Raw genomic sequence first — 15,413 nt, forward strand, 5'->3', positions numbered from 1 at the left:
GAACAAACTTTCCACCTTGGAATGATAGCATTGAAGCTATGTTTATTATCTTTCCTCCACCTTGCTTTTTCATCTCTATTGATGCAGTCTTACTTAAATAGTATATTGAAGATAGATTTAAGTCAATAACTTGTTGCCAATCACTGTTTGGTCCCTCTAAAATCGGTGATCTTTTTATTGTTCCAGCATTATTTACTAGGATATCAACTCTTCCAAAAGCCTCTATACATTTGCTAACTGCTTCCATAGCTACATCTTCTTTTGATAAATCTCCAGTTGCATAAGCAACCTTTCTTCCTAGTCCTTCAACCTCTTTTATAACATTTTCCATATTGTCATCATTATATGTGAATATAAATAGGTCTGCTCCTGCTTTTGCAAGTCCCATTGCCAGTGCATTTCCTATCCCTACATTCCCTCCAGTCACCATTGCAACTTTTCCCTCTAAATTGAACATATTTAACATTTATTTCTCCCTCCTTAATTAAAACCCTAACTTATTTATTCTATCTTAACTGATCCATTGGAACGTGGTCCATATCAGTAAATGTTTGATTCTCTCCAGCCATTCCCCAGATAAATGTATAGTTTTTAGTTCCTACACCTGAATGAATTGACCAAGATGGTGATATTACTGCCTGCTCATTAGCCATTACAATATGACGAGTTTCTTGAGGTTGTCCCATTAAATGGAATACTCTTGAATTTTCATCCATATCAAAATAGAAATAAACTTCCATTCTTCTCTCATGTGTATGTGTTGGCATAGTATTCCACATGTTATTTGGATCTAACTCTGTCATTCCCATTACAAGTTGACATGATTTACAAACTGCAGGATGAACATATTGAAATATAGTTCTTTTATTTGAATTTTCTAAATCCCCCAATTGAACTTTATTAGCTGTTGTTCTATCAATTTTTACAGTTGGATATCCAACATGTGCTGGTGATGAGTTTATATAGAATTTAGCTGGCTTATCTTGAGAGTTTGATATAAATGTTAACTCTTTATTTCCCATTCCAACATATAATCCATCTTTAGCTTCCATATTGTACTCTGTTCCATCAATAATTACTTTTCCTGCTCCACCAACATTTATAATTCCAAGTTCTCTTCTCTCTAAGAAAAACTCAGACCCTAACTCTTTACATCCCTCTAATTTTACTTCAGTTTCAATTGGCATAACTCCACCAGCTATAACTCTATCCACATGAGAATATACTAAATTAACTTCATCAGCAACGAAAACTGTTTCCATTAAATAGTGCTTTCTTAACTCCTCTGTTGTATAGTGCTTTGAATCCTCTGGATGATTTGCATATCTTATATCTAATCTCATTTTTACACTCCCTATCTAAATTTTTATTTTTTAAAATATTGTGAAAATTCCCCCTGAATTAACTCTTGTAATCTTTTTATTCCACTATATAGATGTTCTGTTATTATCTTTTCAACTTTCTCTACATTCTTATCTTTTACAGCATCTACCAACTTTTTATGATCTTCATAGATGGCCTTAAAATTCTTTACTTCAAGTATGTCTAACATCTTAAATCTTTTATAATGTATTTGAGCTTTCTCTAACTGCTCCCAAATAAATATATTTTTAGTAAGTTCATACCAAAGTTTATGAAGTTGACAATCTAAATCATAAAACTCCTTTGTTTCAAACGTTCTTTTTAAAAGTAACTCTTGCAGTTTTAAGTTGTACTCCATCTCAGCTATAAACCTGTCATTCATCATTTCCATCGCATCTTTTATAATCTGTTTTTCTAAAACAACTCTCATATAGATACTCTGTTTTATGATATCCATATCTAATAAACTTACATAACTTGATTTGAAAGGCGCACTTTCAACCAATCCCATAGAGTTTAATTTCCCGAGTATATCTCTACTTGGAGTTCTCGAAACTCCATATATTTTACTTATCTCTTGTTCTGTAATTATTTGACCTGGTTTATATTCTAAATTCATTATTTTTTCTTTTAGCTCTTCATATATATTTTCCGTTGTATTTTTCACTGACATTTTTAACTCCTTAATCTTTCTGACAATTGTATACTTTTCCTTGTGTTGTATACGATTTAATAAGAGTATATAACCATATCTTTAGAATGTCAAATTTCTTTACTTTTTTACTAATCGTTACTTAAAACTCCCCCATTTTTACCAAATACAACTTTACTTTTACTCTCATTCTTAGGTCTACTTGCTCTATTTAAGAAATATCCTATTGTTGCATTTGTAAGTCCTATTAAGAAAAGTGTTACTCTTCCAAATATAGGATTTGGTATAACTACTAACATACATAGTATTATCCCAAATGCAAAAATCAACTTTCCAAGTATCCCTCTTTGTGTATTGTCTAGTTCATTTTCTCCTGTCTCAATAGCTATAACCTCTGTTGAGATATTATTGAAGAATTTGTTATATGATTCCTCTCTAGCTTTAGATTTAAATCCTTTGAAAAACAGTTTTGTAGACATAAAGAATCCACAAGTTATTGTAAACTGCGCACCTAATCCTACTATTAACTCCATATCCTTAGCTTCTCTAGCTGTAAATGGAACTGCTAAACTAAGAGCATTAGCTACCCATATTGGATTGTATAACTTCATAACTGTGAATGAAACCATAAATCCAACCAATACTGTTGCCCATCCAGCCCAGTCCGGAGTCTTCTTCACAACATAACCAAGCAGACCTGGTATTAAAATAGGTAGATCTAATAATGTTCCTATCATAAGAGTTATTGTAAATAAGCTTAAATTATTGAATTTATTCAACAATAACGCTATTGATATTATCATAACTCCGAAAAGGAAAGTTACAACTTTACTAACTGACATCATCTGTTTTTCAGTTGCATTTTTATTTACAATTGGACAATAGAAACTTTTTATAACTATTCCAGCATTTCTATTCAATGCTGAATCCATAGATGACATTGTCGCTGCAAAAATACCCGACATCATTATCCCAGCCATTCCAGCAGGCATCTCTTTTTTTATAAATGCTAGATAAACTCCATTTGTAATTGATTTTCCTAAAGTTGATAATCCCCATGTTGTCACATCAGGATTAAATGCTGCCATATACCAAACTGGTAAAAACCAAACTAGTGGACCTATCAACATTAATCCAAGAGCTAATAAGGCACCTTTTCTAGCATTTTTTGTATCTTTAGCAGAGAAAAATCTATACGCTCCACCTGTTAAACTACTTACACTGAAGAACTGTTTACAGAAAATCATTATAAACCAAATTGCAAATAACCAAACATAGTTTATATTTGGACCAACTATTTTATTAGTAGGAAGTCCTAAGTTTAAAATATTAAAGAATCCCCCACCCTTTATTGAAGCAACTATTGCACAAGCTACTGTTCCTACCATAAGAATTATCATCTGCATAAAGTCTGATGCTATTACTGCCCACGCTCCACCTGTTAAAGACATGAAAAGAACAACTAAACCTGTTACTAAAATAGTTATATCTATAGAAACTTCAAATACCGCACTTGCAAATATAGCTAAAGCATTTAACCAAACTCCTGCTGAAATTATATTTGGTAGCATAATAGCCCAAGTAAATACTTGTTCACTTGTATTTCCAAATCTCATTCTTATTCCCTCTATAGGAGTTGCAATTCTTAATTGTCTTGCCTTTGGTGCAAACCATAAGAAACAAGTTAAATATCCTAAAGCATTTGCATAGAAAACAACAACTGGCCCTATCCCTTTGGCAAATGCATCTCCAGCCATTCCTGTAAAAGTCATTGCACTAAATTGAGTCATAAAAGCTGTTCCACCAACCATCCACCATAACATCTTACCTCCTCCAGAGAAGTAATCATTTGTTGAATTTGACGCATGTTTTTGAAAAAAATAACCTATTGCCATCATAAACATAAAGTAGATAGCTATTACCAATATATCTATTTTCATTAATATCCCCCTTTGTTACCTAATAAAACAACTTCACTATAAGCTTTAAATAGAGGTCCTACTCCTTTAGGATCATCTACACCTATTTTTTCAGAGATATAATACTCAAAGCTTCCATCTCTATCCCCATTAAATGGTATAAGTCCATTTAAACCAGCCATTATACAGATATTTGTTAATTCTAAATTTCCATTATTCTCTTTTAAGTTACTGTCTATAACTGCATTAAAGGCTTTTTTCCCTTTTTCTAAATAACTTTCATCAAGAATATCTAATCTATTTCCTTTTAATAATGAATATGCGAACATTAAAGTAGCAGAAGTTTCTAAATAGTTTCCTTCTCTTTTTTCTAATCCCATAACTTGATACCATAGTCCACTTTCATCTTGGTATTCAACTATCCCCTTCATAAGTTCTACATATAAATTTACAAACTCATCTCTATAGCTTTTAAAAATTACTTCATCAATATTCTCTATAACATCTACTAATGCCATAGCATACCAACCAACAGCTCTTCCCCAGAAATTTTTTGATCTACCTGTTTCTTTATCAGCCCAGTTCATAGTTTTCGTTTCATCAAATCCATGAAAGTATAGTTTTTTATCTTCACAAAATAGATTTTTTCTAACATTTTTAAATTGAGTTAAAATATCTTCTAGTCCCTTTTCATCTCTATTTTCATTTGAATATATTGTATAAAAAGGTTGAGCCATATATAACCCATCTAACCAAACTTGGTAAGGATATCTTCCTTTATGCCAAAAATTCCCCTCTAATGTTCTTGGATGAATTTTTAGTAAATATTTTACGCTCTCTATTGCCTTTTTATATTTTTCATTTTTTGTTTCTTCAAAAGCAGTAAAAAGTACTCTACCTGAATTTATGTTGTCAATGTTGTACTCTACAGGATTTAATTTGTCTATTTTCCCATTTTCATCAATTCTTTTATCTAAATAATTTAAAATAAAATCTAAATATCTCTTATCCTTTGTAGCTTTGTATAAAGATTCAGACCCTATTAATATACATCCATCCTCATAGTTCCACTCAGATTTATAATCTTTATAATTATTTAAATACACATCTATGTATTTTTCAATTTGTAACCTTCTCATATTAAAATGTTCCCTCCGTGTTCTATATTTAATTTTTCATTTTAAAACTACTTTTAAATTCCCCTGGTCCAATTTTGTATACTTTATTTAAAATTGTATACGATTTTGCGTTTAGTATACACTTAAAAATGATAGATGTCAATTTTTTTTAATAAAAATTTCCAATAAAAAAACCTTCAAGTTAAACTTGAAGGTCTAAATTTTTACCATTTAGTTGCTGTGTAATCTCCAGTTTTAGAGTTTTTTACAACATTTACATATACAACTTTTCCAGAACTTTGATCTATATAATTAGATATTCCAGATATTAGATATTGATAATCTTGATTTAAATCAGGTGTCTCAGCCTGTACGTGTCCTTTCACTCTCCAAAGAGACACATTATTTGCATAAGCTGATAAACTTAGAGCTTTTACAAAATAATTTACATAATGGATGTTGGTGTACCAAGTTTCTTCAAATAATCCACTATGGTAGCCACCATATGTTTCAGGTACCGAAAACTTCTCCTCTGTTGTAAATGGTCCAGTTACAGTATAGTCATACACTATATTATATTGAGCTCCTTTATTTACAAAAGTTCTTGTATACCCTTTAGAAGCTAGCATATTTTGTAGTGAATTTTCAAAAGTCTGTTTTTGTAATCCAGCCTCTGTTCCTTTTGAAGAAAGGTAATATGTTCCTGCTTGTACTGTTTTTGTTGCATGTGAATCTACAGCTACCAAGTGTCCATCCATTAAAGATGTACACCCTTGAAATATTAGTAAAGCTAATGGAGATAAATAGGCTAACTTTTTTAACATAATAAACTCCTCCTTGAACTTATCTTCTTTGTAAATAACTTTACTATAATATTTTTGCTCTTCCTTTATTTCTTTTGATAAATTAAAATACATATCCAATATGAACTTGGAACAGTGCCTCATTGTTTAAAACGTTATTTGAAATTGAGAAGTCCATTGGTCCTAAGAATGTGTCCCAACCAATTCCAACTCCATACCCTTGCTTTTCCATATCCCAAATACCTTTTTCATTTCCAAATCCAGAATAGTAGTTGTATGTTCCAACATTATAGTTAAAACTCAAGTGTAAATTCTGTACAACAGTGTATTGTAATCCTAAACTTCCTATAAAGAAGTTATCTGTATAGACAGATGATATTGGTAATCCTACAAAAGCATAGTTTCTTCTCATTGGATTACTTCTCAGTCCTCCTAAATTAAATAGTTCAGATAGAGGTGTATTTTCTGCATTATACATCTGTCCTCCACTTAGTCCAGCATTTAAAGACCACTTACTACTCAATTGGAAATATTTCATTGCCATTACCGAATAACCTTCAAAAGAGTTTCCCTCTTTTGCGTTTGTTTCAGAGAATACTTGTAGTAATCCTTGGCCACCTTTTGTTGCATACTCTGACTGATTCATTGTGTCATAGTAGAAACTAAATGTATTTGTGAAATATGATCCATCTTTTTTAAAGTAAGAGAAATTCTCAAGCTTCTCTCCTGAAGAGTAGTTTGTTTCCATATTTTTATAACTCAATGTATATCCAGCAATTATATTATTAAATATAGTTGTTCCTATTGATAGATTTGTTTCAAAAGTGTTATTTTCATAAGTTGAAACATTATCTCCACCTTTATATAGGAATATAGGATTTAATCCATAACCTACCTCTGCTGAAACTAATAATTTATAATCCCAGATATTATACTGTGTCATATCTGTTAGGGATATTTTTGGATACTTTGATAACTCAGTCTTCAATGTATAATTTTTCTGTGATAGGTTAAATCTATTGAATACTGGTATCTCAGCTACAGCTTCTAATCCTGCTCCATAGTTTGAAATATAAGATAATCCAGCTTTTAACTTCGTATCCATTTTTTCTCTTACAGTAAAATTAACCGTATCTCCGTCAACCGTGTAGAAAACTCTATCCACATAATTTTTAGCAAATATCTTCTCTGTCCATAAATTTAACTCGCTTACAGTTAGCTCCCCATTTCTTGGTCTTAACTTTTCTATCTCTTTTAAAGTCAATAAGTCATTTCCAGAAATATTAATATTTTTTATATCAAATTTTCTATTTTTCATCTGAGCTTTTTTTAGACTTATCTCATTATATCTCTCTTTATTCGTTAATTTAGAAAGAGCATACTCAAGTTTTTCTGAGGCAATCTCTCCCTCCTCCACTAATTTTGGAAGATTATCAAAGTCTAAAGTACTATGTTTTTTTACATCAGGTGTAATTAAAATATCTGGGTAGTGTGTTTGTATCTCAGTATTTCTATCCCCATTATATGTGGATAACTTATCTAGTATTTGAATTATATTTGAATTATCTGTAATAACAATTGGTTCAGCAGCTATATCCACTCCTATAACTACATCTGCTCCCATGTTAATAGCCTGTAAAATTGGGAAGTTATCTGCAACTCCTCCATCTACATAGTAGTTATCTCCATCCCTTATTGGGTCTAAAAATGTTGGAATAGCCATACTTTTTAAAGTTGCTAGTGCTAAATCCCCACTATCTAACTCTACAGACTCTCCAGTTTGTAGATTAGTTGTCATAGCCCTAAAAGGAATTGGGAACTCTTTAAAATTCTCTATATTTTCCGCTCTTGCAAAAATCTTTTTTAACTCTAAATATATATACTCTCCATTTAACACACCCATTGGTAAAGAAAGATTAAAATCCTTTGTCAAAGATATATTCAATGGATATTTATTCGATTGTGTCTTTTGTACAATTCCCTCTAAATCTCTATTAGACGAATTTTTAAACAAGTCATAAAATTGTAAATCTGTTACTGTTTTTTCAATCTCATCAGGTGTATATCCTACAGAATACATAGCAGCTATTATACTTCCAGCACTGGTTCCAACTATATAATCTATTGGAATCTGATATTTTTCCAGTGTTTTTAAAACACCAATATGTGCAGCTCCCTTAGCTCCTCCTCCACTTAAGACTAGCCCTACTTTAGGTCTTGTTACACTTTGATTTTTTATAAATGCCTGCTTTAAACTTTCTAAATTTTTTCTCTTTAGCTCTAACTCTTCTATCTGTTTATCAATCTCTTTTATCTTCTCCGCTGCTGTATTAACTCTATTTCCAGAATCTTCAGTTGCAAAAATAGTTAAGCTAAATATCAAAAACAATACTATTTTTTTTAGGTTTCCCATTTTAATTTTTAATCCTCCCATATTTTTTTAATCCTTTGATGATAATATTCCAGATCCAATTACAAGTCCTAATATCACATTAGTAAGTACAATTCCAGTTATTATCTCTACAACAACTAAAAATTGTGCCAGCATAGTCATCGGATATACATCTCCATATCCCACTGTTGTTATAGTTATGAAGCTAAAATATATGTGTTTAAAGTAAAACTCAATTTGCGATAAATCTTGAGTTATCCCATTAAAAACTTGCTTGGAACTAAATAAGCTAAGTACAGTATATAATAGTCCAAAACTTATAGCAATAGTTATATAAGTCGTTATTACGACAACTACATCTTTTGGAACAATCTTTCTTCTACGTCTTAAAAAATCTGCAAAAACATATTTTAAAATTATTACATGACAAGCTATCAAAAGCATTATATTTACAAATGATAAAAAATGGAAAAAATACTTTAAGCTACCTTCAGCCTCATTAATATTCAGAGAAAAATTTATAATTGGTACCAATATCAAATAATAAAAAACTAAAGCTGTTGCTTTTAATGGCCCATCTTTAAATATGAAATTTTTCTGTTTTAAAAATACTATTGGTAATATACTAAAAAATACCTTTATTGAACTTAAACAGATTTCTAAAAAATCTATTCTTAATTTATCTTTATCTATCAATACGTGTGCCACAATTGATATTAAAACAGCAACTATTGCAGATAAGACTGCATTTTTAAGAAAGTCGTATATCTGTTCTTTTTTATATAGCCTCATTTAACCTCCTAAAATCTTTTTACAAAAAGTGCCTAGTTTAAACTAGGCACTATCTACTTTTTATTCTTTTTTCACAATCTTCTCCACCAAGAAATTTACATAACTCTATAGTTTTTGGATTTTCAAAAACTATTCCTGGAGGTCCCATTTCAACTATTTTTCCACCACTTACAAAAATTACACAATCAGCAACACCCTTAGCAAACTCCATTTCATGAGTTACTAAAACCATATCTTTTTTGTCTTTTCTAAGCTCTTTTATAGCTTCTAAAATCTCCTTTGTCAATGCAGGATCCAATGCTGAAGTTGGTTCATCTAAAAGTAAAAACTTAGGTTTTAAAGCCATAGCTCTAACTATAGCAACTCTTTGTTGTTGCCCTCCAGATAACTGATGTGGATATTTATTTTTATGTTCATAAAGTCCAAATCTTTTTAATAAAATCTCAGCTCTTTCTTTGGAATCTTTAACTGATACTTTATGAACTTTTTCTAAAGGTAACGTTATATTCTCTAAAGCTGTTAAGTGTGGAAACAGATTAAAAGCTTGGAATACTACTCCAATACTTTTTCTATATTCATGAAGCTCCTCTTCCTCTTTTGGAATTCTCTCGTCATTAACATAAATATCTCCACTATCCGAAACTTCTAATCCAGCTAAAATTCTCAACAGTGTAGATTTACCACCACCAGATGGCCCTACTATAACAATGGAATGTATATTTTTTATATCTAAGTTTAAACCATTTAATACAACTTGCTCTCCAAAACTTTTATGTAAATTTTCAATTTTAATTTCCATAATTAAACCTCCTCTCTAAATATTTAGAAAGGTGAGATATTGGATATGTTAATATCAAATATCCAACTGCTAAAATGCAATAGTTTTCTATTGGAGAAAAAGTTAAAGAGTCTACCTCTTGAACATTTTTTGTAAATTCATTTACTGCTATTATTGATAGTAATGATGAATCTTTAATTAGACTAGCAAATTGTCCCGCTAAAGGTGGCATCACTCTTTTTATAACTTGTGGAAGAATTATATATCTATACGTTTGAAACTTAGTAAACGCCAAAGACCTTGCAGTTTCAATTTGAGTTTTATTTATACTTTCAATTCCAGCACGAATAATCTCTGAAACATAAGCCCCCGAGAAAACTCCCATTATTAAAACTCCCATTAAATACCGATTTTCAATTCCAAAAGCTGTTCCTATCACATAATAAAATAGATAAATTTGAACTATTAATGGTGTTCCACGGATAACTTCAGTAAATCCTTTAGCGAAATAATATGTTGGTAAAAACCTTCCTCTTTGTCCTAAAACTAAAAGTCCACCTATTATAAAACTCGCTATTAAAGAAAATATCGATATTATCAGAGTCATCATAAACCCGATCATAAATTTATATTTATATTTTTTAATTATCCCTTCCCAATTGTATGGATAATCCAATCTACTAAAAGCAAAATGAAAAACTCCTAAAACTATTACAGTTACTAAAACTATATTTATCCACTTTACCGTTGTAGTTTCACTTTCAGTTTTTGGTCTAAAAAATAGAGTTTTTAGTATACTCATATCATCTCCTAATCAAAGAAGAAAGGTACATTTTTCTCTTTAAAGAAAGCTCTCTCCTCGCCTAAATATTTGTCAGCTAAATTATTAAATCCACCGTTAGCTTTATACTCAACTATAAACTCATCAATCTGAGCTCCTAAATCCTCTTCCCCTTTTCTATATGCTACTGCCCAAGGTTGTGATTCAGTTTCAAACTGAGATAATAGTGGTGTCGTAGTTTCTGAATTTCTTGTCCAGTTTCTATAAATTGTCAATGGATCATATATAAAAGCATCCACTTTCCCCTGAGAAACCTCTAGTACACAAGCACTCTCTTTATCAAAAACCATTATTTGTGCATTTGGGAAATATTTTTCAGCTACAGTGTGTCCACTTGTTCCTTTTTTTACTGCAATTTTCTTTCCCTTTTGATTTAATTCACTAGCATTTGTAATTCTAGATTTATTATTAACTAACATTGCTAAATAACTTTTTGCATATGGTATTGAAAAATTCACTGACTGTTTTCTTTCATCTGTTACAGACATAGATGATATCACTATATCTATTTTTTTTGTTTTCAATGCTGGAATTAATCCTCCATAAGCCATATCCTCTATAATAACATCTCTTCCTAAATACTGACCAAGTGCATATGCCATATCAACACTTATACCTGTTGGCTTTCCATTTTCATCAGACATTTCAAAAGGAGGGTATGCCAACTCCATTCCAACAATTAAAGGTCTTTCATTTGCAAAAACTAAACTTCCTAAAAACAATGTAAAAAAAAGTATTATTTTTTTCATAAATATCCTCCATCTTAAAAAAATTATTTTTATAGCTCTATTCTATTTCCGAATAGATCTAAATTTTCCTCTAAAATTTTTAATTTACTTCTACTTACAAATAAATTTTTTTCTCCAAAAAATGTTATTTTCTCACCTTTATAATCAATCTCTTTTAAAAGATCTTTATTTATTAAAGTCCCTCTATCAACTTTAATAAAACAATTAAAACTTCTTAACTTTTGTTCAACTTCTGAGAATCCTCTTTTAGAGTAATATACTTTTCCATCTTTTGTTGTAATCTCCGTTTTTCTAGATAATCTACAGTAATTTAAATATATAATATCTTCTATTTTAATTATTGCTTTATAAAAGTTATCATTTATAATAATCTCTTTTACATCTTGAAAAACTGTTTTTTTATTAAAAAGCTCGTCCAATGATTTCTCTATTTCAAAGTAATTATCTCTATAGATACAGTCATAGATCTCTCTTCTTTTAAAATACCCTTTTATTCTTCTATAATCATCATCTCTAGAACATAATAACACAATCGGAATATTTTTTCTACTAAAAAAGTGTATTTTGCTTTCGTCTATTTCATTCTTTAAATCAAGTATAACTGCATCTATCTCCTCTATCTCATAGGTAATTACACTTTCAACTGAGTAGAATTCAACTTCAAGAAGTTCTCTTAATATCTCTTGTAAATTTAAGTCTATATTAATCCCTATTTTCTTCAATTAAGTTCCTCCTGAAGTTTTTCAAGCCTATATCTACTTACAACTAACGATAGTTTTTCAGTTATATCTTCTAAATATCTCTTCTCCTCATAAACTAGTTTAACATCATTATTTTGAATTAATATTAGTCCTACAAATGGATTCTTATTAGTTTTTAATCTAACTGCATAATCATATTTTTTATCTATTATATCATTATTTTCTACTATAATTTCATCTTCATCATATACTCTATCTGATAAAATTTTTTTATAATCATCTCTCTGAGTAAATATTTTAACTCCCACTTCCCTAAGTTCTAAATTCTTTTTTAGCTCTTTTGAAAGCTGCTCTTTAAACTCTTCAGAATTTTTTGTTAAATACATTCTATTTATAAGATTTTCAATATAATATTTATCTACTCTCAGAGCTCCTGTTATAAAATATGTGTATAGATTAAGAATTAGAAAAGAGCAAACAATTCCCAATGCCAACCAGATATTTTCTGTTATAATAAAAAACAGATAAACATGTAAAAACATTTGAAACATCTTTAAATTAAGGGTTTTTACTTTTCCTATGGTATTCACATCTATTAAAAATATATACCAAAACACATAAACAAACTCAAACATATTCAAGTAATAAAAATATTTATTGTTGTTTATGAAAAGTTCCACAACTAAAGAGAGTATAATAAAACTTCCAATCATATATAGGTTCTTTTTTTCTATCTGTTTTATTATCTGTTTTTTCTTTGTCTTAAGAGAACTTAAAAAAAACATCAACAATATGATAATTAAGGCATCTATCCATACATAAAAAAATATCGACATTTTCAAAATAAAAAAATAGTTAATTGCTAAATAATTTAAGATTTTTCTATCTAATACAGTACTTAGTATAATAGCCTCTCCCATATAATACATTAAAAATATAATCCATAACCCTATATTTATAAGCATATCATTTTTTAATTTATCACTTTTATTTTTCACATATAACAAAAGGTATAATCCTAAAAGACTAGTAATTAAAAGATTCACTCTTGATAGAAAAGTATTTGAAAAAACCTCTGAATTAGTTAAAAGAATTTTTAAACAAAGGAGAACTATCGGAAAGACCAGCTCCTTTTTTAACAAAATCTCCTTTTTAAATGTATAAAGTAATCTTAAATTATACATAAAAAACAACCCTATTAAACAGTTTAAAAAGATAAGATTTTTTTTAAAATCATTTTTAGGAATATATTTTAAATAGTACTTAAGTGGTAATTCCTTCTCTTTTTTTACTTCGTATCTTTGAGTTAGTTCATTACTCTCTTTTACCTCTATCAAATAATCTCCAACTTCTCTGTTTACACTTATATAATCATTTAAATATGGAAATATTTCAACTGCTTTTACCTGCCCCTTTTCTTTTTTATAAAGAAATATATCCTCATGATTTTTATTAAAAATATCCTTGCTTTCTCTATCGGTAATTATAGATATAAAGTTATTGCTATCTCTTGACACATACGTTAAAAAAGATAGTATAACTATGAATATACCTATGTATATACCCATTCTTTTTCTTATGTTCATTCCTCCTCCTAAATTTTATAATCTCATACTTATTATAACACTTAAGCAGTATAATTGAAAAATAAAAAACCTCCCCAGAAAACTGAGGAGGTTTCTTATCTATTTCTAGACGTCGGGGCACTTCAAACTTTAACACAACGTTAATGTTTCAAGGGTAAGTTTCCTTACGCCCTAGATTATACATGTTTTTATTTTTTTTTAAAGTCCTTTAGAACATTAAGGGCATTTTCACACACAATTATTCAATTTCTGCGAACATTTCTTTAGGATTTAAATCTCCTCTCCACATCTTTTTAAAAGAGCTTCCCATCTTCTATCCACTTCATTTTGCATCTCCTCTATTAAATGCTCATTTCCAGGTTTAAATAGATGTGCAAATCTTCCTTGATCTTTTATAAACTCTGTAATTGGAAGTTTCTTTTTAGGTCTATAAGATAGTTTCCATTCTCCATTTATAACTTCAAATAGTGGCCAATAGCAAGTTTCAACAGCTAATTTACACATCTCCATAAGCTTTTCTGTTGAATATCTCCATCCTCTTGGACATGGAGCTAAAACATTTAAAAATGCTGCTCCCTCTGTATAGATAGCTTTTTCTGATTTTTCATGTAAATCTTTCATATTTCCTATGAATGTTGTTTGAGCAACATATGGAATATTATGATCAGCGATAATAGCTGTCAAATCCTTTCTACTTTGAACTTTACCATTGCTACCCTTACCGATAGGTGAAGTTGTTGTATCAGCATATCTCGGTGTAGCTGATGATCTTTGGATACCTGTATTCATGTATGCTCCATTGTCGTAGCACACATAAACCATATCATGTCCTCTTTCCATTGCTCCAGAAAGTGATTGGAATCCTATATCATAAGTTCCTCCATCTCCTCCAAAAGCTATGAATTTATATGTATCATCTATTTTTCCACGTCTTTTTAAAGCATTGTAAGCTCCCTCTACTCCACTTAAAGTTGCTCCTGCATTTTCAAAAGCACTGTGGATAAATGAATCTTTCCAAGCTGTATATGGATACATAAATGTTGAAACCTCTAAACATCCAGTAGCATTTGCAATAACTGCCTTATCCTCAACTTTTAAAGCTCTTAAAACTCCCCTTGCTGCTACTCCTGCTCCACATCCAGCACAAAGTCTATGTCCTCCAGTTAATCTCTCTGGTTTATTCATTTCCTCTTTAAAATTATATGCCATCTTACTACCCCCTTACTCCTAAGTGTCTGTAAACTCTACCAACTTCAAAATCATCTGTATGTGCTAAAAGCAGTTCTGGGTTGTAAGCTATCTCCACTTGATCCTCTATAAGTTGTTTTGCGTGTGCTTCATAAAGAAGTTCGTTGAATACTCCTTTTATAGTATCCACAGTTACATCTCTTCCACCTAATCCATATACATAGTTAAACATCTCTGGTTTATCGTGTGAATCATAAAGTGCTGATCTAACCTCAGCAAAAAGTGGTCCTCCTGCACCAGAGAATCCCTCACATTTATCCATTACCCCTACAACTTTTTTCCCTGTTAAAGTATATTTTAACTCATCAAACGGGAATGGTCTAAATACTCTAATCTTAATTAATCCAACTTTTTTCCCTTCTGCTCTTAACTCATCTACAGCTTCTTTTGCTGTTCCAGCAGTTGAGTTTATAACAACTATAGCTACATCTGCATCTTGCATTTTATACTCTTCAAAGAATGAGTATTTTCT

General features: G+C 30.1%; 14 protein-coding genes and 1 pseudogene. All 15 read right to left on the minus strand.

Annotated features, from left to right (window positions below):
- A partial coding sequence (locus ACRC8M_RS10675) for an SDR family NAD(P)-dependent oxidoreductase (protein ID WP_438529116.1) occupies positions 1-466 on the minus strand: 466 nt, incomplete at its 3' end.
- 40 nt (positions 467-506) lie between these two features.
- Complete coding sequence (kduI, locus tag ACRC8M_RS10680; protein ID WP_438529117.1) at positions 507-1,343, minus strand: 5-dehydro-4-deoxy-D-glucuronate isomerase; 837 nt, start codon at positions 1,341-1,343, stop codon at positions 507-509.
- A gap of 23 nt (positions 1,344-1,366) precedes the next feature.
- Positions 1,367-2,035, minus strand: coding sequence for a GntR family transcriptional regulator (locus ACRC8M_RS10685; RefSeq protein ID WP_438529118.1), 669 nt, complete (start codon positions 2,033-2,035; stop codon positions 1,367-1,369).
- 110 nt (positions 2,036-2,145) lie between these two features.
- Entirely contained in the window at positions 2,146-3,954 is a 1,809-nt protein-coding gene (locus ACRC8M_RS10690; protein ID WP_438529119.1) for a sodium:solute symporter family transporter, read from the minus strand.
- Entirely contained in the window at positions 3,954-5,072 is a 1,119-nt protein-coding gene (locus ACRC8M_RS10695) for a glycoside hydrolase family 88/105 protein (protein ID WP_438529120.1), read from the minus strand. The genes ACRC8M_RS10690 and ACRC8M_RS10695 overlap by 1 nt, the downstream gene beginning before the upstream one ends.
- 203 nt (positions 5,073-5,275) lie before the next feature.
- Positions 5,276-5,875: a hypothetical protein gene (locus tag ACRC8M_RS10700; RefSeq protein WP_438529121.1), complete on the minus strand. Its 600-nt coding sequence runs from the start codon at positions 5,873-5,875 to the stop codon at positions 5,276-5,278.
- A gap of 82 nt (positions 5,876-5,957) precedes the next feature.
- Positions 5,958-8,267, minus strand: coding sequence for a patatin-like phospholipase family protein (locus ACRC8M_RS10705; protein ID WP_438529122.1), 2,310 nt, complete (start codon positions 8,265-8,267; stop codon positions 5,958-5,960).
- 27 nt (positions 8,268-8,294) lie between these two features.
- Positions 8,295-9,038, minus strand: a complete 744-nt coding sequence (locus ACRC8M_RS10710; protein WP_438529123.1) for a potassium channel family protein — start codon at positions 9,036-9,038, stop codon at positions 8,295-8,297.
- Positions 9,039-9,087: 49 nt separating this feature from the next.
- Positions 9,088-9,837: an amino acid ABC transporter ATP-binding protein gene (locus tag ACRC8M_RS10715; RefSeq protein WP_438529124.1), complete on the minus strand. Its 750-nt coding sequence runs from the start codon at positions 9,835-9,837 to the stop codon at positions 9,088-9,090.
- Complete coding sequence (locus ACRC8M_RS10720) at positions 9,827-10,618, minus strand: amino acid ABC transporter permease (RefSeq protein WP_438529125.1); 792 nt, start codon at positions 10,616-10,618, stop codon at positions 9,827-9,829. The genes ACRC8M_RS10715 and ACRC8M_RS10720 overlap by 11 nt, the downstream gene beginning before the upstream one ends.
- An 8-nt stretch (positions 10,619-10,626) precedes the next feature.
- Positions 10,627-11,406: a transporter substrate-binding domain-containing protein gene (locus ACRC8M_RS10725; RefSeq protein ID WP_438529126.1), complete on the minus strand. Its 780-nt coding sequence runs from the start codon at positions 11,404-11,406 to the stop codon at positions 10,627-10,629.
- A 29-nt stretch (positions 11,407-11,435) separates the two neighbouring features.
- Positions 11,436-12,128: a LytTR family transcriptional regulator DNA-binding domain-containing protein gene (locus ACRC8M_RS10730; protein WP_438529127.1), complete on the minus strand. Its 693-nt coding sequence runs from the start codon at positions 12,126-12,128 to the stop codon at positions 11,436-11,438.
- On the minus strand, positions 12,125-13,693 hold the full coding sequence (locus ACRC8M_RS10735; RefSeq protein WP_438529128.1) for a hypothetical protein: 1,569 nt from the start codon (positions 13,691-13,693) through the stop codon (positions 12,125-12,127). Before ACRC8M_RS10735 ends, ACRC8M_RS10730 begins: the two co-directional genes overlap by 4 nt.
- A gap of 270 nt (positions 13,694-13,963) precedes the next feature.
- Positions 13,964-14,902 carry a thiamine pyrophosphate-dependent enzyme gene (locus ACRC8M_RS10740; RefSeq protein ID WP_438529129.1) on the minus strand — a complete coding sequence of 313 codons (939 nt, stop codon included), beginning with the start codon at positions 14,900-14,902 and terminating at the stop codon, positions 13,964-13,966.
- A 4-nt stretch (positions 14,903-14,906) separates the two neighbouring features.
- A pseudogene (locus tag ACRC8M_RS10745) lies at positions 14,907-15,413 on the minus strand (hypothetical protein); the annotation flags it as partial.

This window comes from Cetobacterium sp., from assembly GCF_051653945.1.
GTDB lineage: Bacteria > Fusobacteriota > Fusobacteriia > Fusobacteriales > Fusobacteriaceae > Cetobacterium_A.